Here is a 22,134-nt window from a genome sequence, read left to right on the forward strand (position 1 = left end):
GTAAGTTTATGGAACCAACTAATTGCTAATTTACATTCATTTTGAAAATGAATAGGGATTTTGTATGGAGTGTTCAATTACCTATTAAAGTTAGGTTTATTTGTTATGCTCTTTATGAATCAGGCAATTAGAAGGTACTTACTTTACTAAAATCAAAATTATAATTTAATTTCCCCAGTTTTTACTGCAGCTGGTGAAAGGGGTATAGGCATAATCTTGTGTTTTTTTGCTATGCTTGCTTTCGTAAATTATATGGACTGATTTTTTAGACTGTAAGAAGAAACAATCTTCTTATGGTCTTTTTATTTTATAGATAAATAAGTAATGCAAGTCTTCTTTGTCCTGTCCATAAAAGGGCGTAACCTTAAATTATGGAGGAAAGAAGGAAGTTTTATGTTAGAAATGAAATTAAACGGTGTTAAAAAATTCATGGAAGCCACGCTTGTGGTTAATAATATTTCATTTGAAGCGTATGAAGGAAATAAGGTAGGGATTGTAGGAGCCAATGGAAGCGGAAAGAGTACAATTCTTAAGCTAATCGCAGGAATTGAGAAGATGCATTATTACCCAGGCTATCCACAAACCTCAAGCCCTGGATATGATGAAGGTTTGATTAATCTGCCGAGAGAAGCGACTAAGGCATATCTTGAACAATCGCCTGTTTATCCGGAAGGCTTAAAAGTTATCGATGTACTGAATCTTGCTTTTGAAGAGATTGTCGGCATAGAAAACCAAATGCGGGAAATAGAAGAGCAAATGAAGACGCTTGAAGGTACTGCTTTGGAAAAGGCCTTGAATAGATACAGTGATTTGGTTCAGTTATTCGAGGTAAAGGGCGGCTACCAACGAGAAGAAAAATTGAGCAAGGTTTGTACAGGGCTGAATTTTACAGAACGTTTTTTAAACAAGGATTTTGATTTATTAAGCGGAGGGGAAAAAACCACCGTCGTGCTTGGAAAACTGCTGATTCATAATCCGAATATATTACTGCTGGATGAGCCGACCAACCATTTAGATATGGAGGCTATTGAATGGCTCGAAGGGTACCTTAAAGACTATAAGGGAATCGTGATTATTGTTTCTCATGACAGATATTTTCTGGACCATGTAGTCAATAAAATTGTCGAAATTGAGGATATGGAATCCATCTCCTATAAGGGCAACTACTCATCCTTTGTTCGTCAAAAAGAAGAAAATATGCGGATTCAATATGAGCATTTTCGAGAACAGCAGAAAAAAATTAATAACATGGAGAAGCAAGTGACAAGTCTGAGAGACTGGGCAATGAGGGCAGATAATAATAAGTTCTTTCGAAGAGCAGCCAGTATTCAAAAAAAGCTTGATAAAATGGATCGAATTGATAAACCAATTTTTGAAAGAAAGAATATGAGGCTGGATCTTAAAGTGGGTCAGCGGTCCGGGAAGGAAACCATAAAAGCAATTGGAGTCTCGAAAAGGTTCCAAGATAAGATTATTTTTAAGGACATAAATTTAATGATTCATTACGGAGAAAGAGTAGGGCTGGTCGGGCCGAATGGCAGCGGGAAAACCACCTTTTTAAAAATGCTCTTAGGGGAAGAAAAGCCCGATCAAGGTGTAGTGGAATTAGGTGCGAATGTAATGGCTGCCTACTTGCCTCAAAAAATTATTTTTAATAATGAGGAACACACAGTGTTGGAGGCATTTAGAGAGAATATATCGATCTTGGAAGGTAAAGCAAGAGAATATTTAGCGAAATTCATGTTTTATAAAAAAAGTCCGTTCAAAAAAGTAAAGCATTTGTCTGGTGGAGAGAGAATCAGGTTAAAGCTGGCTATGCTGTTATATCAAGATATAAATTTATTAATACTTGATGAACCAACCAATCATCTTGATATTGACTCCATTGAAACCCTAGAGGAAGCACTTCAAGATTTCCAAGGGACGATATTCTTTATCTCCCATGATCGTTATTTCATCAATAAAATGGCGGGAAGAGTAGCTGCTGTTGAGGAACATAGTATTAATAGTTATCCTGGAAATTACGATGATTATAAAAATATTAAACAAGAAGAGGAAAGTCAGAAGGCAAAAAAAGAGCCTGAGATAAATGGTAAAAAAGAACAAAAGAAAAACTCCGAGGAAATAAACCTTGAAGCATTGCTGGATAAAGCTCTCGCTAAGATTGAAAATCTTGAAAAAGAAATAAATGAGATTGATTTATCTATGGCTCAAGAATTCAATCATGAGGAGCTCAGTATGTTTTATAATAGGAAAATCGATTTAAGTAATCAATTGGAATCCGAAATGGAATCGTGGCTGCGTTTAAGTCAAAATAATTCTGTTTTCGAGTAAAATTATATAGCCCTTTAAAGAGGTAGGCTATTACAGAGCTTACCTCTTTAAAATTTCACCTAAGGAAATGATTCTATGTTTTAACTCATTATTTGAATCTAGAAAACCGATAACAATTTGATTTGCTTCTGTTATTGTTGCATATCTTAAGTGTTCGTCTTCATTAATAACAAAAGCTTCTCCTTGTTTAACTTCCAACTTTGCAAAGACACACTCTGTGTACTCAAGTGGCAGAAAATCATCTAATCCTTCTGCCGGTGCTCCAACCCATCTGAACAAAAAGTCTTTGAGTGAAAATTGTTCAATCATCGTTAGTTTTTTCTTGAATGTTAATTTATCTACTGTTACTGTATTCAACTTAATCACTCCTTATATAGTAAGTAAAGCTTATACCTTCAGATTTCTAACATCAACTATATTAAAGTGACAGAGTATTTACATTTTGATTACGGGCAAATGTATAATTATGAATTTTCTTAACTCTATTAAAGACAAAATTATACCTCCAACATCTTATGTATTACTATAAACACACTCTACGACATATTAGAGTTGCTAAACCTAATTTTGAGGTACTTACTAAAAATTGTGCATTGTGTACTGAAATACATATCTGATATTATAATATTGTGATATTTATAAAATATATTAACTTTTGGAGGTATAAGCTTTGCAACTTACTTTGGAAAACCCTAAAAATGCCAAAAGTGACAGTCTACCATTCTCTAGGAACAATCCATTTCATGCGGAGGTTCTTAAAAATATTAATTTAAATGGCCCAGGCTCTAGTAAAGAAACTAGACATATTGAATTATCCTTAAAAGATTCAGGCCTTTCTTATGCCCCAGGAGATGCACTTGGCATCGTCCCTGCGAATGATCCAGAGCTAGTAGCAACCCTGCTAACGGAAATGGAATGGGATGATGAAACGGTAGTTACTATTAATAAGCAAGGTGAGACACTGCCACTTAAGGAAGCGTTAACAAACTATTTTGAAATAACACTGCTGACGAAGAAAATTTTACAACAAGCAGCAGCATTTACAGAAAACGAAGAGTTACAAAGACTTGTGTTGGTTGAAAATGCAGGTCAGCTAAAAGAGTATTGTAATGGCCGAGATTTGCTTGATATGTTAAGAGACTTTGGACCGTGGAAGGCTTCCGTCCAGGAAATCGTCTCTATATTAAGAAAGATGACACCGCGTCTGTATTCTATTGCAAGCAGCATTACGGCTAATCCTGATGAGGTTCATCTAACTATTGGTGCGGTTCGATACACAGCGAATGAACGAGACCGAAATGGTGTTTGTTCTATCCTTTGTGCCGAACGTGTTCAAGAGGGCGATACGCTTCCTGTTTTTGTGCAGACGAATAAACACTTCTATTTGCCGGAATCCCAAGATCTCGATATTATTATGGTTGGACCTGGGACAGGCATTGCACCTTTCCGTTCTTTTATCCAGGAACGTGCAGTGACCAATTCACCTGGACGGTCATGGCTATTTTTCGGGGACCAACATGCAGCGTCAGACTTCCTCTATCAAAATGAATTGGAAAACTATCAACAGGAAGCTGTCTTGACAAAACTTGATACTGCATTCTCCCGTGATTCAGAGCAAAAGGTTTATGTTCAACATAAAATGCTTGATAACAGTAAGGAATTATTTGACTGGATTGATAATGGTGCCTATTTCTACGTCTGTGGGGATAAAGAGCGTATGGCGAAGGACGTTAACGAAGCACTTATTAGCGTGATCGAAAAAGAAGGCGGGCTGGACCGCGATGCTGCCGAAGCCTATCTAAAAGATATGCAAAAGCAAGGGCGTTATCAACGTGACGTGTATTAAAATATAGCAAAAAAAAGGGAGCGAGTGTTCAGCTCCCTTTTTTGTTGTTGTCTGGTAAATCAGGTGGTCTTGAGGACAAAACATACGAGTTTCGAATGAGGATACGTCCCCAATAGAGTATCTTGAGGACAAAACTCGTGAGAGTGCTAAGAAGATTCGTCCCCAATAGGGTGTCTTGAGGACAAAACATACGAGTTTCGAATGAGGATACGTCCCCAATAGAGTGTCTTGAAGACAAACTCGTGAGAGCCCTAAGTGGATTCGTCCCCAATAAGCGGTCTTGAGGACAAAACTCACGAGGTCCGAATGAGGATTTGTCCTCAATCCGGGGTGTTGAGGACAAAGTTTGGGTTAGTACGATGAGGATTCGTCCACAATAGGCATAAGAAGAATTTTTAGAGACAGTTTATTTGTTTAGTTGGTGGATTGATGGTACAAGTGGTGGTATAATAAATATAATTTTTCGGAAAAGGATAGGAAGGAAGATTTAGATGAAGCCGTTGCAAAATGACAGTGTCATACCACTGTACCATCAACTTAAGGAAAGATTAAAACATTCTATTGAAAAAGGGGAATGGCTGCCAGGAGATCAAATACCCTCTGAAAATCAATTAGTGAATGAATATAATGTTAGTAGAAATACGGCAAAAAAAGCAATCGAAGAATTGGTCCAAGATGGACTGCTTTACCGTAAACAAGGAAAAGGAACATTTGTTGCAAAACCAAAATTTCAACAGTCATTAATGGGTTTATATAGTTTTAGCAAAGTTTTTAAGGAAAAAGGTTTGACCCCTAAGGATATCCTTATTGAAATAAGAGAAGTCAGACCGACTCAAGAGATTATCCAAGAGCTGCAATTACCGGACGATGAAACGGTTATTGAAATGAAGCGCCTTCGGTGTGTGGAGGAAGATCCATATATTCTAGAGTCCTCCTTCTTTCCCAAAAGTGTTGTACCGGATATATCTATGTTGAACAAAGTGGGACAAATCTCGCTTTATGATTTTCTTGAACAGGAATTTAATATTATCATAAAGAAAGCTATCGAGGCCTTCGAACCTGTATTAATTAAATCAGATGAAAGTGAGTACCTGCAAACAGAAGAAGGGAAACCTGCTCTGTTATTGGAAAGAACAGCTTATGACACAAATGGAGTACCGGTAGAGTTTTGTCGTTCGATTGTTCGTGGTGACCGCTGTCGTTTTTATACGGAACTGACTTAACGTGATATTGAAAAATCGACTGGTATGAATTTTCTAAAAAAATTCTATTTGTTGGGTTGACCCTACAAGTTGAAATGTTATAATGAAATTACAAAGTGAATGAGCTCATAGTAAAAAACCTATGAGCTTTTCTTCTATTATCACTTGTACCATCAACCCATCTACATAGAGATTATCTTTACTCAATTTAAATCGAGGTGCAGGAAATGAAAAAGTCCATTGGCATTGATATTGGCGGGACAAAAATTGCAGTAGGAATCATTACCGAGAAGGGTGAATTGCTGAAACGCACAGAGGTAAAAAGTGATCCCTCCGACAGAGAAAAAATGTTTTCTAGAGTGGTAGAAGCAGTCGAGCTGCTTTTAAAAGATTCCTCTATTTCAATAACGGATATGGCAGGGATTGGCGTTGGAGTCCCTGGTAAGGTAGACCGGGAAAACGGGATTGCCGTTTTCCAAAATAACTTACCTTGGGAGCAGTTTCCAGTAACACAAAGGCTGCGGGAGTCATTCGGAATCGACAAAATCGTAATCGATAATGATGTCTATACTGCCGCTTTCGCGGAATGGTCGGCTGCCGGTGGGAACAGAGAGGAAACCTTCGTCTATGTAACAATTAGTACGGGTATTTCCTGCGCCATTATCCACCGAGGTTCCTTTTTTAGAGGGGCGGGATTTGCTGGAGAGATTGGCTTAATTCCTATTTTTTCAAAAAGAACTGCACCCCATCTGGAGCGGCTTGAACATGCAGCTGCCGGACCGGCCATCGCCAAAAAAGCGGAAGAACGTTTGGCGTTGCGACTATCCACTAAGGATGTCTTTGAACGATATCTGGCAGGAGAGCCTGAGGTTCAGTCAATCATCGATGAGGTGACGGATAATTGGGTCCAGGGGCTCTACTCAATTTCTAGTTTATTGGACCCTCACAAAATGGTATTTGGCGGCAGCGTAATTGCGAATAACCCTTTTCTGCTTGAAATAATAAAGGAAAAACTTAAAACCTATCAAATCCCTGAACAACTGCATGTCTTAAATCAAATGACCATAAGTACTATTAAGCAGAATAATGGCGTTGTTGGTGCGGGATTAAGCGTATTTGAAAATATCTAAATTATATAAGGGGTGTCGTTAATGTTTACTTTAGGTAAGGATAAATTAGTTCCATTAGGAGCAGAGATTACAACGGCAGAAATTCAACAACAGCCTGAATTGTGGGCAGAAACTTTTGAACTGTATGCTGAGAGACGCGGAGCTATTGCAGCATTTTTGAACACCATTAGGGAAAAGCATGATCGTGTTCGTGTGATTTTCACCGGAGCTGGTACGTCCGCATATGTCGGTGACACCGTAACACCCTATTTGAAAGGAAAGGTCGATGAATGGCAGTGGGATTTGCAGAGTGTGGCGACAACTGCTATTGTTTCAAACCCGTACCAATTTTTGAAAGCAGATATTCCGACCTTACTCGTTTCCTTTGCCAGAAGTGGAAATAGTCCGGAAAGCGTGGCAACCGTTGAGCTCGCACAACAAATCGTAAACAATCTTTATCAAATAACGATTACTTGCTCAAAGGATGGCAAACTTGCACAGCGGGCTGCAGGGGATGACAGAAATCTTCTATTATTAATGCCTGAAAAATCCAATGATCAGGGCTTTGCCATGACCGGAAGCTATACATGTATGACTTTAACCGCACTGCTTGTTTTTGATTCGTTATCAGATGAGGAAAAAGGTGAGATCGTTAAAACAATCCGCCGTTTGGGTGAAAGTGTAATTCAAAGAGAAGCCTTGATTGAAAAGATCGTTTCTGTTGATTTTGACCGGATCATTTATCTTGGTTCCGGGGGCTTTGAGGGATTGGCAAGAGAGGCACAATTGAAAGTCTTAGAATTAACAGCTGGAAAAATGGCCACTGCATTTGATTCATCGCTTGGATTCCGTCATGGTCCGAAGTCTTTTGTAAATGAAAACGCCGCCATATTTTGCTTTGTTTCCAACCAGCCTTATACCCGTCAGTACGATTTAGATATGTTAAATGAACTGAAGCAGGACCAGATTGCCCGCTCGGTTTGTGCCATCGTAGTGGAAGGTGAAAATAATTATTCGGGTGACAGCTTCTCATTCGACAGTGAGGGTGCAAACGTACCGGATGCTTATTTGTCCTTACCTTACGTTATGGTTGGTCAAACGATTTCCTTACTTGCGGCCATTAAAGTCGGGAATAAACCGGATACACCATCACCAAGCGGCACTGTCAATCGCGTGGTAAAAGGGGTCACCATTCACGAATACAAGGAATAGAAGGAAGGCAGCTCGAATGTATTTGTAACATAGGCTGCATTTCAAGTTTGCAGATACCAAGCTAACAACTTCAAGGGGAAAGAGGAATTCTAATGATCTTAACTGTCACAATGAACCCATCCGTTGATATTTCCTACCCGATTTCTGATTTCAAACTCGATGATGTCAACCGTGTCGAAGGGGTTCGTAAAACAGCAGGTGGAAAAGGATTAAATGTGGCCAGGGTCATCAAGCAAATGGGAGAAGGCGTTGTGACGACTGGCGTGCTGGGCGGTACGATTGGCGACTACATTATTCAGGAGCTTTCGAAAGACAGGATTGAAAATGATTTTTTGAAAATTAATCAAGAATCCAGAAACTGTATTGCCATTCTCCACGACAGCAAGCAGACCGAAATTTTAGAATCAGGTCCGACCTTGACAGCCGAGGATGAAGCGGCCTTCCTTACTAAATATGAAAGTCTACTTACTAATGTTTTATTGGTAACCATCTCTGGCAGTTTGCCCAAGGGATTACCTTCAGACTTCTACAGGCAGATGGTAGAACGGGGTCATGAGCGGGGAATTCCCGTGGTCGTTGATACTTCGGGTGAATCTTTGCGCCAGATTTTGATAAGCGAGGTTAAGCCTTTTGCAATAAAGCCTAACATCACGGAGCTTTCCCAGCTTCTTGGTATAAATGTGGAACCTAGCATAGAAAGTCTTAGGCAGGCACTCACAAACGAATGGTTTCAAGGTATTGAATGGATTGTAGTTTCGATGGGCGGAGCAGGTGCCTTTGTGAAGCATGGGCAGAATTTTTACCAGGTAACAATCCCGAAAATTAATGTGATAAACCCGGTTGGTTCCGGTGATGCCACAGTGGCCGGATTCGCTGTCGCTGTTAAACATGAACAGTCTGTTAAGGTTGTATTAAAAACGGCGATGACGACTGGGATACTAAATGCGATGGAAGCAGTAACAGGTTATATTAATACAGCAAATTTTGAAGATATATTCAACCAAGTCCAAGTAGAAAAAATAGACTTATAGGAGTGAAGACTGATGTTAAAACTAACAGATAGCAAACTAGCGGCTCTTACAAGATTATCAGATGAAAATGGGATTATTGGGGCATTAGCCATTGACCAACGCGGTTCATTAAAGAAAATGATTGCATCCGGAAGTGCCGCTCCTGTCGGCGATGAGGGGATCGTCCGCTTCAAAGAACTAGTTTCTGAAGAATTGACGCCATATGCTACTTCCATTCTATTAGATCCAGAGTATGGGCTGCCAGCAGCAAAAGCCCGCCATTCGGAAGCAGGGCTATTAGTTGCATATGAAAAGACAGGTTATGACGCCAATGCTGTTGGCCGTTTACCTGATCTATTAGAGGAATGGTCGGTAAGACGCTTAAAGGAAGCTGGAGCCGATGCAGTGAAATTTTTACTTTATTACGATGTAGATGAAGATGAAAAAATCAATGACTTTAAGCATGTATATATGGAGCGGGTTGGGTCAGAGTGTGCGGCAGAGGACATCCCATTTTTCCTAGAGATTGTCAGCTACGATGCTAAAAACGAAGATGTGAAAAGTTTAGAGTATGCAAAAGTGAAACCGCATAAAGTGATTGAGGCAATGAGAGAATTCTCGAAGCCGCAATATCAAGTAGACGTATTAAAAGTCGAGGTTCCGGTTGATATGAATTTTGTCGAAGGATACTCGAACGGTGAAGTGGCGTATACGAGGGAAGAAGCAGCAGGATATTTCAAGGAACAAAGCGAGGCAACCCAGCTTCCATTTATCTTCTTAAGTGCAGGCGTCAGTGCGGAATTATTCCAAGAGACATTAAGATTTGCCAAGGAATCTGGTTCCACCTTTAACGGTGTTTTATGTGGCCGTGCTACCTGGAAGAATGGAGTTGCACCATTCGCGGAAGTCGGTGAAGAAGCAGGACGCGCCTGGCTCCGTGATACAGGCAAAAAAAACATCCAAGAACTAAATACTGTTTTAAAGGATACTGCCAGCTCATGGTTTCAAAAAGTCTCCACTAAACGCAGTGAAGCAGCGGGGGTCTAGCACACTGGGGGGAAAGCCCCCGGTGTTTTTTAGTGTTTGGTTACAGCTAGGGCCAAAAATCTCACTGCGTGTTACGGCAATCTGGGGGTATAAAGTTTTCCACTTACCTTGTTACAAGTTTCCCCTACAATGGTAACTGTAAGCGTTTGCGAATGACGTTTACAAAAGTGGAAAGGAGATGGATAGAAAATGAGAGATTCGATGGACAAGCAACAACTATCTGAAAAGGGGAGTAACCAGTTAAAAAATGAATGCAGGAGGTATGGGAAACGGTTCGCAGCTTTAACACTTACAGCAGCTTTAACAGTTCCGCTCATCACATTACCTCCTATAACGCAAGCTTCTGAACTAAGAACTTTTTCCGCTAGTACGACTATAGGCGGTCAGGAACTGTCCGCACTTGCTCTGCAGCTAGAAAATGAAGCAAATGCGTTGGGAATTCCACTCTATTTGTTTGAAAATGGGGTGCCCAAGACTTTTAAAGCGGAAAAAGGCAGTACCCTTAAAATGGATGACCGTCACTCCAAGGACGGCAAGCACTCGCTAAAATGGAATTATACAAAAGGCTCCAAGCTAATGATTAACGATAAAATGGGATATAAACCTTTTGTCGCAAACAACCAAGATCAATCAATTCAAACCTTTGTTGTCTGGATCTATAATGAAAAGCCTGTAAATGATATAGTTACCTTTCAATTCGGCAGAGGCAATCATGTCGATAGTTGGTTTGAAATGAACCTCAATTTTACAGGATGGAGGACGGCATGGGTTTCATATGAACGTGATATGGAAGGTACTCCTCATCCAAATATGAACCGAATGACGATTGTCGCTCCTGAATCACAATCTGGAACACTTTATTTTGACTCCATGATGTTATCTACTCCAATTGACCCGCGTCATCATACACCGGATCAACAAGTTCCATTTGTCAACCCGGGAATTATGGAAGCAGCAAACGCTCACTGGCTTGGGCTTTTGCATTACTCCAAACTTACACCTCCAGATCCTCAAACAGAAGTAACTCTGGACAACTTAGCAGGCATCCGAAAAATAGAATCGAAGTTTACCGAATTGGTCTTTAAGAAACAAAAAGTAACCGATGCTTTACTTGATGACATCCGTACTCGTTTTGACACCTATGGTTTAAATAGAGACGCACAAGAAATCAAAGGGGCTTCCCTGTTTATGCCACATTTTGACCAGGTTCCAGCTGCCTTAAAAACATCTTTTAAGGAGCTTAGTAATACAGCAGACCTTCGAGAATTTACTGACTTTATGAGCTTAGTGGCAAATACGTATCTTTCAACCGAAGATAGTGTCATTAAAAATGAGTTAAAATCCATGTTCATTGATTTATCTGACCATTTATTTGATCAGGGATGGGTTGATGGGAGCGGGCAAGGAACCATACATCACCTTGGATATAATATTCGTGGGTTTTATTCCTCTGCATTTCTGATGCGGGATGTTTTGAGGGAAGCCAATCTACTGGACCGTACCCAAAAAACACTTTTTTGGTTAAGTGGAGCGGGTGAAATATATACGCCTAAAGAAGAAGTGGTAAGTAATATTGACATATTAAATACAACCTTAAATGGGCGGCTGGCTAGTATCCTCGTCCAAGATGATACTAAGGAAAAAATAAGAGATATGGAATCCTTCACTGCATGGCTGTCTCAAGGACTTCTACCAGCAAAGGGATTAGATGCTGCCTTCAAGAAGGACGGGTCTGCCTATCATCATGCCAATCATTACCCAGCCTATGCGAAGGATGCTTTCAATGGTGTCACTCCGATGATGTATGTGTTATCAGACGGACCTTTCCGAGTAACTGAAGCTGCCCATGAATCATTGAAAAAGGCCTTGATGGCCATGCGTTTATATTCAAATAAAACTCAGTGGCTAATCAGTGTAGCTGGGCGTCATCCGGATGGCAATGGTGCTTTGGTGCTGCCTCCATTCCGTTATATGGCATTGGCAGGTTCCCCTGATGGGAAGGAGCAAATTGACCGTGAAGTGGCATCAGCTTATTTAAGGCTGGCAGATAAAGAAGATGCAACCGTTCGTCAGTTTAAAAACTTGGGGATTGAAGCGGAAACCGATCCTAATGGTTTTTGGTCCATGAATTACGCTAACCTTGGAATTCATAGACAGGACCAATGGCTTGTTGGTGTGAAAGGCTATAGCCGTTACTTATGGGGGAATGAAACCTATCAAAATGCCAATCTATATGGACGTTATATGTCCTATGGTCAGATGCAAATTATGGGTGCATACAATCACAGGGAAAGCGGTTATGTGCAAGAAGGCTGGGATTGGAACCGCTGGCCAGGAACAACAACCATCCATCTGCCTTTTGGAAAATTACGTTCCGATGTCCGGAATGTAGACCGTTTCAGCGGTTTTGAGGAAATGTTGATTTCGGATGAAACCTACTCTGGAAGCTTAAGTCTTCAAGGACAAAATGGGATGTTCGCGATGAAGCTGCATGAACATCCTAAATATGATGGCAGCCATCGGGCAAGGAAGTCTTATTTCTTTTTTGACAACCGAATTGTTGCGCTCGGTTCAGATATTGAAAATGAAAACATTGAATATCCTACAGAAACCACTCTGTTCCAAAATCATATGGAATCAGAAACAGAGGCAATTTGGATGTCAAAAACAGGCGCTATTACCGAATTTCCTTATAAAAACCAAATTGCCCTTACTCAAAATGCCTGGCTGATTGATAATAAAGCGAACGGATTTTATGTGCCTGCTGGACAAACAATATCCATTTCACGGACAGAGCAATTGTCTAAGCACCAGAAGGATGGTTCTGATACATCCGGGAATTTTACTACAGCATGGATTGACCATGGTAAGGCTCCGAAGGATGGAATTTATCAGTACGCAGTTTTGGTGAATACGAATGAAAATCAGATGGCTGGGTTTGCTGCCTTGATGGAAGAACAGGACAAGGCTCCTTACAACATCCTTCAGCAGAATCGAATGGGGCATATTGTATATGACCGCGCTACCGGTATTACGGGATACGCTTTATTTGAAGCAAGTGAATCAATTGATAAAGGAATCGTGCGTGCAGTTGATACCCCATCAATGGTCATGTCTCGAATGGATGGAGAAAAGTTGGTCTTAAGTGCAGTTGACCCTGATTTACGTTTATATGAAGGGCTTGAGGAGGACCAATATGATGAGAATGGGGTGCAAAAAGAAGTAAGCATTTATTCCCGTCAGTGGCGTCACTCAGAGAGCATAATGCGTCCAATGAAATTAACGATTGAAGGAGAATGGACCATTACATCCAACGATAACCGTATCAGAATTCTTTCATCAGAAAATGGGAGAACCGTGCTAGAGTTTGATTCCAAGGATGCCGAGCCATTAGAGGTTGTATTAGAGCCAAAATAATAAAAGTAAGGGATGGTACTTGCTGACGCAAAAGTACCATCCCTTTTCTTATGATATTTCCCCAATTAATTCAAACAGTTTGAGTTCATTGACTTCTGTAATGATTTCTTTTGTGTTACTTTTATCGAATTTTTTTAGTAAGCTGCTGATTTGCTTTTTAATCGTTTCTACTTCAACAGCACGGATTTCTGCAATATCCTTGCGTTTTAAGCCGCTGCAAAGCAGTTTTAATACCTCGAGTTCCGATTGGGTCAGGTTTGCAACGATTTTAAAAAAATGGGTTAATTGATCTTCTGATTTTTTAATTCGGGCGAATTCCTGCCTGATTTTCTGCGCAATAATCGGCCGGATCGGTGACTGATTGTTAGCAGCGGAATAAATCGCTTCGATAATTTCTTCTTTTAGGGCTGATTTTATCAAGTAATCAACAATCCCCGTTTGAAAGGCAGCAAAAACAATATTGTTATCCTGATGGACGGTCAACATAATGATCTTCGTATCGGGTAAAATTTTATGAATTTCGGAAGCTGCCTTAATCCCTGCCATCTGACTTTCCATTTCAATGTCCATTAATACAATATCCGGTTTCTTAATCGCCGCAAAAGCAACGGCCTCGTAGCCGCTTTTGGCAGAGGCAACTAAAGAGAGGTTGTCCACACTGTTTATGATTCGTTCCAACCGTCTGCGATGGGCCTCCATGTCGTCAGCTATTAAAATATATATCTTTTCCAAATGAATACCTCCCCCAAGAAATAGGAAAAAGGGGTATGTTTTATCCCCTCTTTACCAGTGGCAATAGAATATCAAATTGTGTGAAGTTACCTAATTCACTTGTCACTTCAATTTTTCCTCCATGAGCTGTTATAACTTTATGACAAAATGATAGACCAATTCCCCAATTGGTAATGCTTGGTTTTGTTGAGAAAAAGGGGGTAAATATTTCATCTACATTTTCGGCTGCAATCCCAGGACCGTTATCTCTAATTGTAATCGTCCCCCATTGGTCCACACGGTTTAACCTAACCGTAATTGTTCCACCTCGACTTCCGAGTGCTTCAACTGAATTTTTTAGAATATTATAGATCGCCTCGCTCGTTTCTTCTTCATCAATATATACAAGGATACTTGATTCTAGTTTTTCAAATTGGAAGTCGACATCAGACTGCATTGAATGAAAACGCTGAATCGCCTTTTCGATTGGGTGGTCGATAGGAACGGATTTGATGTTCAACGTGATATGCTTCAGCTTCTCATTGGCTTGGTTAATACTCTGAAACGAATGTTCACACGAATCGGTAATTAATTTAAGGCTATATAAAGCATCCTCATCATCAGCGAATTTTTCTTGCAGGTATTCAGCCTCCGATCGAATCGCCAGTAGATGGTTCTTAATGGCATGAGTAAACGCTCGAATCCCAAGAGAGGCAGTATCAATCTTTTTCTTCGTAATGATATTGCTATTTGAATAGCGTGCCTCATTTGTTTTATATTTGTAAATATTGTAGAGCATGACGCCGATAGCTGCGATTGCTAGAAACGGGAAAAAACGATATTCCAATAAAAATAAATTAATCGGCGGCTGTGAATAATTAATAAAGCTTTTACTGAAGGTGGTTTTGACAAAGTTGGAAGGAGCCCAGTAAAAAACAAATAGTTGTAAAAAGGTGATGGGCAGTAAGCTAATCATCATGTAAAGTGTATGTTCACGAATGGACCTTAGTTTGTAATAACGAATGTAATGGCTGACAAATAAGACAAAACTTAGAATGAGATAGGCATAATTGACTGCCTGGAAAAAAATATCTCCTATTCTGCTGAATTGCTGGTATTGCTTCATGAGTATCTCCGTTTCAGAGGTTAATGTCTGAAGGTAGAGGTTGACACTTGGGTCGTAAAATAGAAACTGTATGATTCCTACAATGCCTAATGCCAAGTAAATATAGCGCAATTTCGTTCTAATCTTAAAATTGTTGGTAAAAGAAATAGAAAAACTTAAATAGGAAAAATAGAAGAGGATAATTCCTAAATTAAAGAGCCGAATTAACGTATGAGTATCAAAGTTTCCTAATACTAGACGGCTCCACGTCCCAGGACCAAGGTCAATAAATTGGTTAGCAATATTATAATAGTAATTAAATTTTGATAGATAGAGGGTGAAAGAAATATACGCCATAATCCATCCAATCGTTAACGCGCATAAAAAGAAAACAGACCTGCTGCTAAGGTTTTTATAGATAAAAAAGATTAGAAATACCATGAAAATAAGGCATAGAAAAATCATGCTGGTCACTCCTAGTTAGAAAAAGGGGGTAAGAAATTTTCTACTTATTTAAAAAAATGAAAACCTTTACACTGAGTATATAACAAACTAGTAAAAAAAATAAGGGGGAACAAAGAATGAAAAAGTTATTCAGTTTACTAGCTATTCTTATTCTATTTCTTGGAATCTTAGCAGGCTGTGCAAGCGGCGGGTCTGAAAAAGGAAATGCTGAACCGAAAGAGAAAAAAGATCCGAATGAAAAAGTAAGTTTGAAGATGGCAGTTTTTCCAGCAGATGAGGCAGTATTTAAGAAAGGCTATGAAAACTTTAAAAAGGATAACCCAAATATTGATATCACATTTGAAACTTTCCCACAGCAGCAATATTATGAAAAAATCCGTATGCAGCTTTCAGGCGGTGAAGGATATGATCTTTTTACTGGTCAATTAGACAATATGGTTGATACCGGTATTGTAGCACCATTAGATCAGCACATTAAAGACAGTGGTATGGATGTATCAGGATATGGTTCAATGTATGACACATATAAGTATGAAGGAAAAGTGTTGAGCCTTCCATATCGTAAATCCAATTGGATGCTTTATTATAACAAGACGCTTTTCGATGAAAAGGGTGTCGAGTATCCTAGCGATGATATGACTTGGGATGAATTCCGTGAATTAGCATTGAAAATGACAAGTGGCAGTGGTGAAAGTAAAGTATATGGTGCATTTTTACAACAGTGGCCGCAAACTTGGTATATGAGTGCAGTTCAAAATGGTTCCTCCATTATTGATAAAGATTTAACACCATTTAAAGAAGCATTAGAAGTAAGGATGAATCTTGAAAAAGACGGTTCAATTATGCCATGGTCTGAACAGGTAACAACAGGAGCACACTATAACGCTGCTTTCCAAAAAGGAAATATTGCGATGAATCTCATTGGAGACTGGCATGTTGCTCAGCTTCGTCAAGGGGAAAAAGATGGAACTGTTAAGTTTGATTGGGATGTTGTCCCGATTCCACACCCAAAAGGTGTAGCAAAGAATACATCACTTGCATTGCCTGTAACGATTATGATGAACAAAAAAACAAAGCATGCAGAAGAAGCATTTAAATTCCTTAAGTATATGTCAGGGAAAGATGGCGCCGAGCTTCTTGCTTCTGAAGGATATTTAACTGGATATATGGATAAAGATGTTGAAGCTGCCTATCTTGGTGACGGTTCACAGAAACCAGGAAACCTTCACTATTTCCTTGAAACAAAAGAATACTCTGAATATCCAATGCTGCCTGGTGTGAAAAATATTGTCGTTGATCAAATCTTTAAGCAAGAAGGAGAACTTGCTTTACTTGGTCAGAAATCAGCAGATGACGCTATTAAAGAAATCGCTAAGCGTGTGAAAGGCGAATGGGCTAGTAAGTACGGTGAAAAGTAATAAAGAAAAGTGAGGTACTGCGCTAGTTTATTCAAACAGCAGTACCCCTTTTTTTAAGGCAACAGAGTATAAGAAAAGAGCCTTTAAGAAAGGATGAAAATCTATCATGAACCCTGCTAAAAAAATAAAGTCAAAAACCATTAGGCGAAATCGAATCATTGCTTATACCTTTCTTCTCCCCAGTATTATTGGCTTCGTATTATTTATTCTAGGTCCAGTAATTGCTTCCTTTTTAATGAGTTTTACCTCCTGGAATGGTTTCGGAGTCGTTGAGTTTATTGGATTAGATAACTATAAACAATTATTAAAAGATGAGAATTTTAAAATTTCATTTATTAATAGCATTCTTTTCATGGTTATCTCTGTTCCCATCACTTTGTTTCTTTCTATGTTAATTGCTGTTGCATTAAATCAGGGAATCCGCTTTGTTAAAATATTCCGCACAGCTGTTTTCCTACCTTATGTTACAGCTACGATTGCGGTTGCAGCTGTATGGCAGCTGATTTTTAATCCTACAATGGGCCCCATAAATGGAGCATTAATGAACCTTGGGATTGAACAGCCGCCTGGCTGGCTATCTTCACCAACATGGGCGTTAATCTCGGTTTCTATCGTATATATTTGGCATTCTGTCGGCTATTACATGATTCTATTTTTAGCGGGACTTCAGGGTATACCAGATTATCTATACGAAGCAGCTGAACTGGATGGAGCAGGACCTGTCAGGAAATTTTTCAATATCACGGTGCCAATGTTATCCCCGGTTCTATTCTTTACTACCATTATTGGTATCATTAACTCGTTTAAAATATTTGATTTAATTTATGTCCTGACCGGTGGGGGACCTGGCCGTTCAACCCATGTGCTTGTTTATGACATTTATAATACTGCATTCAAGCAATTTGAGTATGGGTATGCATCTGCAATGGCCTACGTGTTATTCCTACTCATTCTTATCATCTCAATCATTCAATTTAGAGGACAGAAAAAATGGGTGAATTATTAATGGAAAATCAAGAGAAAGGCGGATGGAAGTTATGAATCTTGCTACGGAAGCACCCGTATACACCGGTGAGGCCAAACGTCGAAAAAAAATATCTATAGGAAAAATTCTCAGATACCTTGTTATCATTCTTGTCTCGTTAGCAATGGTTTTGCCATTTGTTTGGATGCTGTCTGCTTCTTTAAAAGCAGAAACGGAGATTTTTGGGTTCCCGATTAAGTGGATTCCAGAAACCTTCCGCTGGGAAAATTACAAAAATGTTTGGACAACTGTTCCGTTTCATCTTTATTACTTGAATACCTTAAAAATTGCGGTTATTACAACGATTTTGGTTATTATCAATAGTTCACTTGCAGGCTATGCGTTTGCCAAAATTAAATTCCCTGAAAGTAATAAAATATTCTTCGTTTATGTAGCGACAATGATGATTCCTTATCAGGTAATGATGATCCCTCAATTTATGCTGATGAACCAACTTGGATTGGTGAACTCTCATTGGTCACTTATTATTTTGGGAACAGTTAATCCGTTTGGAGTTTTCTTATTCCGTCAGTTTTTCTTATCGATTCCAGATGAGTTATTAGAAGCAGCTAGAATAGATGGTTTGAATGAATTTGGCATTTATTGGCGCATCATTATGCCATTGTCAAAACCGGCTATTGCGACACTCGTCATTTTCTCATTCATGCATTCTTGGAATGACTTTTTAGGGCCATTAATCTACCTAACTTCCGATAATTTGTATACATTACAATTGGGTATCCAGCATTTTATAACGCAATATAACACTGAATATGCACTGCTAATGGCTGCGGCTGTTTCGGCGGTTATCCCAACCATCATTGTTTACTTCTTTGCTCAAGATCATTTTATCAAGGGAGTTGCCAATACGGGAATCAAATAATAAAGGAGAAAGAATATGGAGAGAAAACAAAGGCCGAATCTAATCTATATTTTTGCAGATCAATGGCGCCGTCAGGCTGTTGGGTATGAAGGAGAAGATCAGGTTATTACGCCGAATATCGACACCTTCGCGCAAGAAGGTACGATTTTTTCAAATGCTGTTACCTGCTCTCCCTTATGTTCTCCACACCGTGCCTCCTTGCTTACCGGGAGGTATCCAAGCAGCACGGGGGTTTATACGAACTGTAAGGTTGGGGCAGATGTTATGTTAAGCCCAGATGAAATCGGTATTGGTGACGTGCTGGCAGAAAACGGCTATCAAACGGGTTATATCGGAAAGTGGCATCTGGATTTACCGGAGTTAAATGTATCGGAGCAGCCGGAATCCGGTGCAGAAGGGTGGGATGCGTATACACCTCCCGGACCGAAACGCCACGGATTCCAATACTGGTATTCATATGGGGCTTGGGATGAGCATCTCTCTCCGCATTACTGGCAGGATAGCCCGGAAAAAATTAAAGTAAACCAATGGTCGGTCGAGCACGAAACAGACCAAGCACTAAAATATATCCAAAACCGGACCAACGATAAGCCGTTTGCTTTATTCTTATCCTGGAATCCGCCGCATAGTCCTTTTGATCAAGTACCTGAAAGATATAAGGAACTTTATAACAAGGATCAAATCACACTCCGCGTAAATGTCACCGGTTCCAGCTTCTCTGTTCATACCGGAGAAGAGGTGGACGGAGGCTTAGAAGAATTAAAGGAAAAACAATTGAATTACTTTGCTGCGATATCAGGAATTGATGATCAGTTCGGGAGGATACTACAATTATTAAAAAATGAAAAGCTGGAAGAGAACACGATTGTTGTGTTGACTTCGGATCATGGTGAAATGATGGGTTCTCACGGTCTGATGGCCAAGCATGTTTGGTTTGAGGAATCGATTGGTGTCCCATTTTCTATTCGCTGGCCGAATGTAATTCCACAAACGAAGACAGATCTTTTACTCAATACGGTTGATATTATGCCGACTTTGCTTAGTTTTCTAGATTTAGAGATTCCTAGAAGTGTTGAGGGGAAAGATCTATCGGAATTCATTGTAAACCAGCAAACTGGAGGTCCAAAAGAAGCGTTTATTTGCGCTTATCCGGGAAGAAAGGAGGCGATTGAAGCCTTCCGTGAAGCTGGATTGGATAATCGCCAATTTGGATGGAGAGGCATTCGAACAGACCAATTCACCTATGTGATTCACCATGGTTATTCTCCTAAAGATGAAAGAATTCGCTTGCTATACGATTTGAAACAGGATAAATATCAGTTACATCCAGAGCATATCAAAAATCCTTCCGATCATCTGATTGCAGAGGGTCTTGAAAGGAAGCTGCAACATTGGCTGAAAGATATGAAAGACCCATTTTATTACAAATTAGAGGAGTATTGCAAATGACTGTACTAGTTAAGGAAGTACGCAATGAAGAAATTAAGAACAGTGTTCGTTTTACAAAAGGCCCAGCTATAGACCGTGCCTTTGTTGAAAAAGCGATTGAGCATGTTTTGGCTAAAATCAATCAAAGCCTCGATTTATTTACAGATAAGTTTCCTGATTCCAACAGTGTAGATCTTATCTATCCACCGATTGAAAATGTAGAATGGACGACAAGCTTTTGGACTGGTATGCTCTGGCTTGCCTACGAATATACAGGTGATGAAAAATACCGGAAGGTTGCGGAGAAGCAGATTCAAAGTTTTAAGGAACGTTTGGAAAAACGAATAGAGGTTGACCACCATGACTTAGGCTTCTTATACTCATTGAGCTGTGTCAGCGCTTATAAGCTTACCGGCAATGAAGAAGCAAAGGAAATTGCAATAAAGGCGGCAGATTTGTTAATTACCCGCTATTACGATAAAGCTGGGATTATTCAGGCATGGGGAGATCTTAATGATCCAAAGCAGCGCGGGCGGATGATTATTGACTGCAACCTTAACCTGCCTTTACTTTATTGGGCAACGGAAGTTACAGGGAAATCAGTATATCGCGAAATTGCTGAAAGTCATGTCATGCAGGCAGCCAAATATATTGTCCGCGAAGACGCCTCCACTTTCCATACGTATTACATGGATCCGGAGACTGGTGAACCATTGTACGGAAATACCCATCAAGGTCATTCCGATGATTCCTGCTGGGCCCGCGGGCAAGCATGGGGGATCTACGGTTTCCCGCTCAGCTACAATTACACAAGTGATTGGAGTTTAGTTGAGTTAGCAAAGAAGCTGACTAACTATTATTTGAACCGTTTGCCGGAAGACGAGATTTGTTATTGGGATTTAATTTTTACCGAAGGCGATGAGGAGCGGGACAGCTCTGCAGCAGCGATCACAATATGCGGCATGCTTGAGATGGCAAAGCACTTGCCATTAACTGACCCGGAAAAACAAATCTATGAAAATGCAGCATTAAAGATGGTGCAGTCTTTATATGAAAACTATCGTACCGATATCGATAGCGAGGCAAATGGAATCCTTAAGCATGCCGTATACTACAAAGCCGGCGGCCGTGGTGTCGATGAGAGCTGTATCTGGGGCGACTACTATTATTTTGAAGCATTAATTCGTCTTGTTAAGGATTGGAAAATGTACTGGTAAGATATTCGGGATAGGGAAACATCAAGAGTGACTGGCGTTTCCTATCCTAAAAGGATTTGAAAGGGGAATTGATGAAATGGATGGGAAGCTATATCGAACAATGGAGTTTATCATGAATGCCTTTATATTGAATCTATTATGGCTGGTGGTATGCCTTCCGATTCTGACCATTTTTCCAGCGACAACCGCTTTGTTTGCTGTAGTCCGAGAGTGGCAGAAGGAAAATGATATTAAAGTGTTTTCCACTTTTTTCCGCCATTTTAAGGCGAACTTTAAACAAAGTTTTTTTCTTGGAATTTTATGGCTCGTCTTTACCTTTTTGCTAATCGGTGATTTTATCATTACCAATCAAATGCAATCGAGCCTAAAATACGTACTATTTGCGGTTTTTTTCCTTTTAAGTATTGTTTATCTGTTTGTGTCGATTACGATTCTTCCCGTCATCGTTCATTACCAGGTGTCTTGGAAGGACGCAATCAAGAATGCTATGCTGTTTTCGATTGGAAATCCTCATTTTGTGCTTGTTTCCCTTGTGGTGATTGCCGGTACAGTCGTGCTCATTTTTAAGTTTCCAGCAGCCTCGATGGTAGCTTTTAGCATTGCTTCCTATCTGATTTATGCCGTGGTATCAAAGGGGTTTCATAAGGAGAAAAAGGTTCAAACCAATTACCAAACAGCCGCTGAGTAACTTTTGCTACGCGCCCTA

17 protein-coding genes are annotated in these 22,134 nt (G+C 39.8%); 14 read left to right on the forward strand and 3 right to left on the reverse strand.

Translation table 11 applies throughout. From position 1 onward, the window contains the following. Positions 1-393 precede the first annotated feature (393 nt). Positions 394-2,334, forward strand: a complete 1,941-nt coding sequence (abc-f, locus tag AC2TFD_RS06020) for a ribosomal protection-like ABC-F family protein (RefSeq protein WP_484675264.1) — start codon at positions 394-396, stop codon at positions 2,332-2,334. Between the two features lie 39 nt (positions 2,335-2,373). Here abc-f and AC2TFD_RS06025 read toward each other — a convergent pair whose 3' ends face one another. Continuing rightward, the gene (locus AC2TFD_RS06025; protein WP_484675265.1) at positions 2,374-2,691 is read right to left on the reverse strand and encodes a hypothetical protein; all 318 of its coding nucleotides are present in this window, start codon (positions 2,689-2,691) and stop codon (positions 2,374-2,376) included. A gap of 313 nt (positions 2,692-3,004) precedes the next feature. Between AC2TFD_RS06025 and AC2TFD_RS06030 the strand changes: the two genes are divergently transcribed. From AC2TFD_RS06030 to AC2TFD_RS06060, 7 genes are all read left to right on the forward strand, one after another. Further along, complete coding sequence (locus AC2TFD_RS06030) at positions 3,005-4,180, forward strand: sulfite reductase subunit alpha (protein ID WP_484675266.1); 1,176 nt, start codon at positions 3,005-3,007, stop codon at positions 4,178-4,180. A gap of 491 nt (positions 4,181-4,671) precedes the next feature. Beyond that, positions 4,672-5,403, forward strand: coding sequence for a GntR family transcriptional regulator (locus AC2TFD_RS06035; protein ID WP_484675267.1), 732 nt, complete (start codon positions 4,672-4,674; stop codon positions 5,401-5,403). A gap of 206 nt (positions 5,404-5,609) precedes the next feature. After that, the gene (locus AC2TFD_RS06040; protein ID WP_484675268.1) at positions 5,610-6,512 is read left to right on the forward strand and encodes an ROK family protein; all 903 of its coding nucleotides are present in this window, start codon (positions 5,610-5,612) and stop codon (positions 6,510-6,512) included. Between the two features lie 21 nt (positions 6,513-6,533). Beyond that, positions 6,534-7,703, forward strand: coding sequence for an SIS domain-containing protein (locus AC2TFD_RS06045; RefSeq protein WP_484675269.1), 1,170 nt, complete (start codon positions 6,534-6,536; stop codon positions 7,701-7,703). A 92-nt stretch (positions 7,704-7,795) separates the two neighbouring features. After that, positions 7,796-8,734, forward strand: coding sequence for a tagatose-6-phosphate kinase (gene lacC / locus AC2TFD_RS06050; protein WP_484675270.1), 939 nt, complete (start codon positions 7,796-7,798; stop codon positions 8,732-8,734). 12 nt (positions 8,735-8,746) lie between these two features. Next, on the forward strand, positions 8,747-9,760 hold the full coding sequence (gene lacD / locus AC2TFD_RS06055) for a tagatose-bisphosphate aldolase (RefSeq protein ID WP_484675271.1): 1,014 nt from the start codon (positions 8,747-8,749) through the stop codon (positions 9,758-9,760). A gap of 189 nt (positions 9,761-9,949) precedes the next feature. Next, entirely contained in the window at positions 9,950-13,177 is a 3,228-nt protein-coding gene (locus AC2TFD_RS06060) for a chondroitinase family polysaccharide lyase (protein WP_484675272.1), read from the forward strand. Positions 13,178-13,225: 48 nt separating this feature from the next. Here AC2TFD_RS06060 and AC2TFD_RS06065 read toward each other — a convergent pair whose 3' ends face one another. Together AC2TFD_RS06065 and AC2TFD_RS06070 are read right to left on the reverse strand one after the other, a co-directional pair. After that, on the reverse strand, positions 13,226-13,909 hold the full coding sequence (locus tag AC2TFD_RS06065; RefSeq protein ID WP_484675273.1) for a response regulator: 684 nt from the start codon (positions 13,907-13,909) through the stop codon (positions 13,226-13,228). A gap of 40 nt (positions 13,910-13,949) precedes the next feature. Next, complete coding sequence (locus AC2TFD_RS06070; RefSeq protein ID WP_484675274.1) at positions 13,950-15,458, reverse strand: ATP-binding protein; 1,509 nt, start codon at positions 15,456-15,458, stop codon at positions 13,950-13,952. A gap of 116 nt (positions 15,459-15,574) precedes the next feature. Between AC2TFD_RS06070 and AC2TFD_RS06075 the strand changes: the two genes are divergently transcribed. The 6 genes from AC2TFD_RS06075 (at position 15,575) to AC2TFD_RS06100 (ending at position 22,116) form a co-directional block, all read left to right on the forward strand. Beyond that, on the forward strand, positions 15,575-16,876 hold the full coding sequence (locus tag AC2TFD_RS06075) for an ABC transporter substrate-binding protein (protein WP_484675275.1): 1,302 nt from the start codon (positions 15,575-15,577) through the stop codon (positions 16,874-16,876). 106 nt (positions 16,877-16,982) lie between these two features. Next, positions 16,983-17,882 carry a carbohydrate ABC transporter permease gene (locus AC2TFD_RS06080; protein WP_484675276.1) on the forward strand — a complete coding sequence of 300 codons (900 nt, stop codon included), beginning with the start codon at positions 16,983-16,985 and terminating at the stop codon, positions 17,880-17,882. Positions 17,883-17,913: 31 nt separating this feature from the next. Further along, on the forward strand, positions 17,914-18,783 hold the full coding sequence (locus AC2TFD_RS06085) for a carbohydrate ABC transporter permease (RefSeq protein WP_484675277.1): 870 nt from the start codon (positions 17,914-17,916) through the stop codon (positions 18,781-18,783). Positions 18,784-18,798: 15 nt separating this feature from the next. After that, on the forward strand, positions 18,799-20,232 hold the full coding sequence (locus AC2TFD_RS06090; protein ID WP_484675278.1) for a sulfatase family protein: 1,434 nt from the start codon (positions 18,799-18,801) through the stop codon (positions 20,230-20,232). Further along, the gene (locus AC2TFD_RS06095; RefSeq protein ID WP_484675279.1) at positions 20,229-21,428 is read left to right on the forward strand and encodes a glycoside hydrolase family 88 protein; all 1,200 of its coding nucleotides are present in this window, start codon (positions 20,229-20,231) and stop codon (positions 21,426-21,428) included. The genes AC2TFD_RS06090 and AC2TFD_RS06095 overlap by 4 nt, the downstream gene beginning before the upstream one ends. A 76-nt stretch (positions 21,429-21,504) precedes the next feature. Continuing rightward, positions 21,505-22,116, forward strand: a complete 612-nt coding sequence (locus AC2TFD_RS06100; protein ID WP_484675280.1) for a YesL family protein — start codon at positions 21,505-21,507, stop codon at positions 22,114-22,116. Positions 22,117-22,134 lie beyond the last annotated feature (18 nt).

The sequence above is a fragment of the Neobacillus sp. plas4 genome, assembly GCF_057221695.1.

Excerpts from the sequence above, each read along its gene's own strand:
- abc-f (WP_484675264.1), top strand. The coding sequence starts at position 394 with ATGTTAGAAATGAAATTAAACGGTGTTAAAAAATTCATGGAAGCCACG.
- AC2TFD_RS06035 (WP_484675267.1), top strand. The coding sequence starts at position 4,672 with ATGAAGCCGTTGCAAAATGACAGTGTCATACCACTGTACCATCAACTT.
- AC2TFD_RS06040 (WP_484675268.1), top strand. The coding sequence starts at position 5,610 with ATGAAAAAGTCCATTGGCATTGATATTGGCGGGACAAAAATTGCAGTA.
- AC2TFD_RS06045 (WP_484675269.1), top strand. The coding sequence starts at position 6,534 with ATGTTTACTTTAGGTAAGGATAAATTAGTTCCATTAGGAGCAGAGATT.
- lacC (WP_484675270.1), top strand. The coding sequence starts at position 7,796 with ATGATCTTAACTGTCACAATGAACCCATCCGTTGATATTTCCTACCCG.
- lacD (WP_484675271.1), top strand. The coding sequence starts at position 8,747 with ATGTTAAAACTAACAGATAGCAAACTAGCGGCTCTTACAAGATTATCA.
- AC2TFD_RS06060 (WP_484675272.1), top strand. The coding sequence starts at position 9,950 with ATGAGAGATTCGATGGACAAGCAACAACTATCTGAAAAGGGGAGTAAC.
- AC2TFD_RS06070 (WP_484675274.1), bottom strand. The coding sequence starts at position 15,458 with ATGATTTTTCTATGCCTTATTTTCATGGTATTTCTAATCTTTTTTATC.
- AC2TFD_RS06075 (WP_484675275.1), top strand. The coding sequence starts at position 15,575 with ATGAAAAAGTTATTCAGTTTACTAGCTATTCTTATTCTATTTCTTGGA.
- AC2TFD_RS06080 (WP_484675276.1), top strand. The coding sequence starts at position 16,983 with ATGAACCCTGCTAAAAAAATAAAGTCAAAAACCATTAGGCGAAATCGA.
- AC2TFD_RS06085 (WP_484675277.1), top strand. The coding sequence starts at position 17,914 with ATGAATCTTGCTACGGAAGCACCCGTATACACCGGTGAGGCCAAACGT.
- AC2TFD_RS06090 (WP_484675278.1), top strand. The coding sequence starts at position 18,799 with ATGGAGAGAAAACAAAGGCCGAATCTAATCTATATTTTTGCAGATCAA.
- AC2TFD_RS06095 (WP_484675279.1), top strand. The coding sequence starts at position 20,229 with ATGACTGTACTAGTTAAGGAAGTACGCAATGAAGAAATTAAGAACAGT.
- AC2TFD_RS06100 (WP_484675280.1), top strand. The coding sequence starts at position 21,505 with ATGGATGGGAAGCTATATCGAACAATGGAGTTTATCATGAATGCCTTT.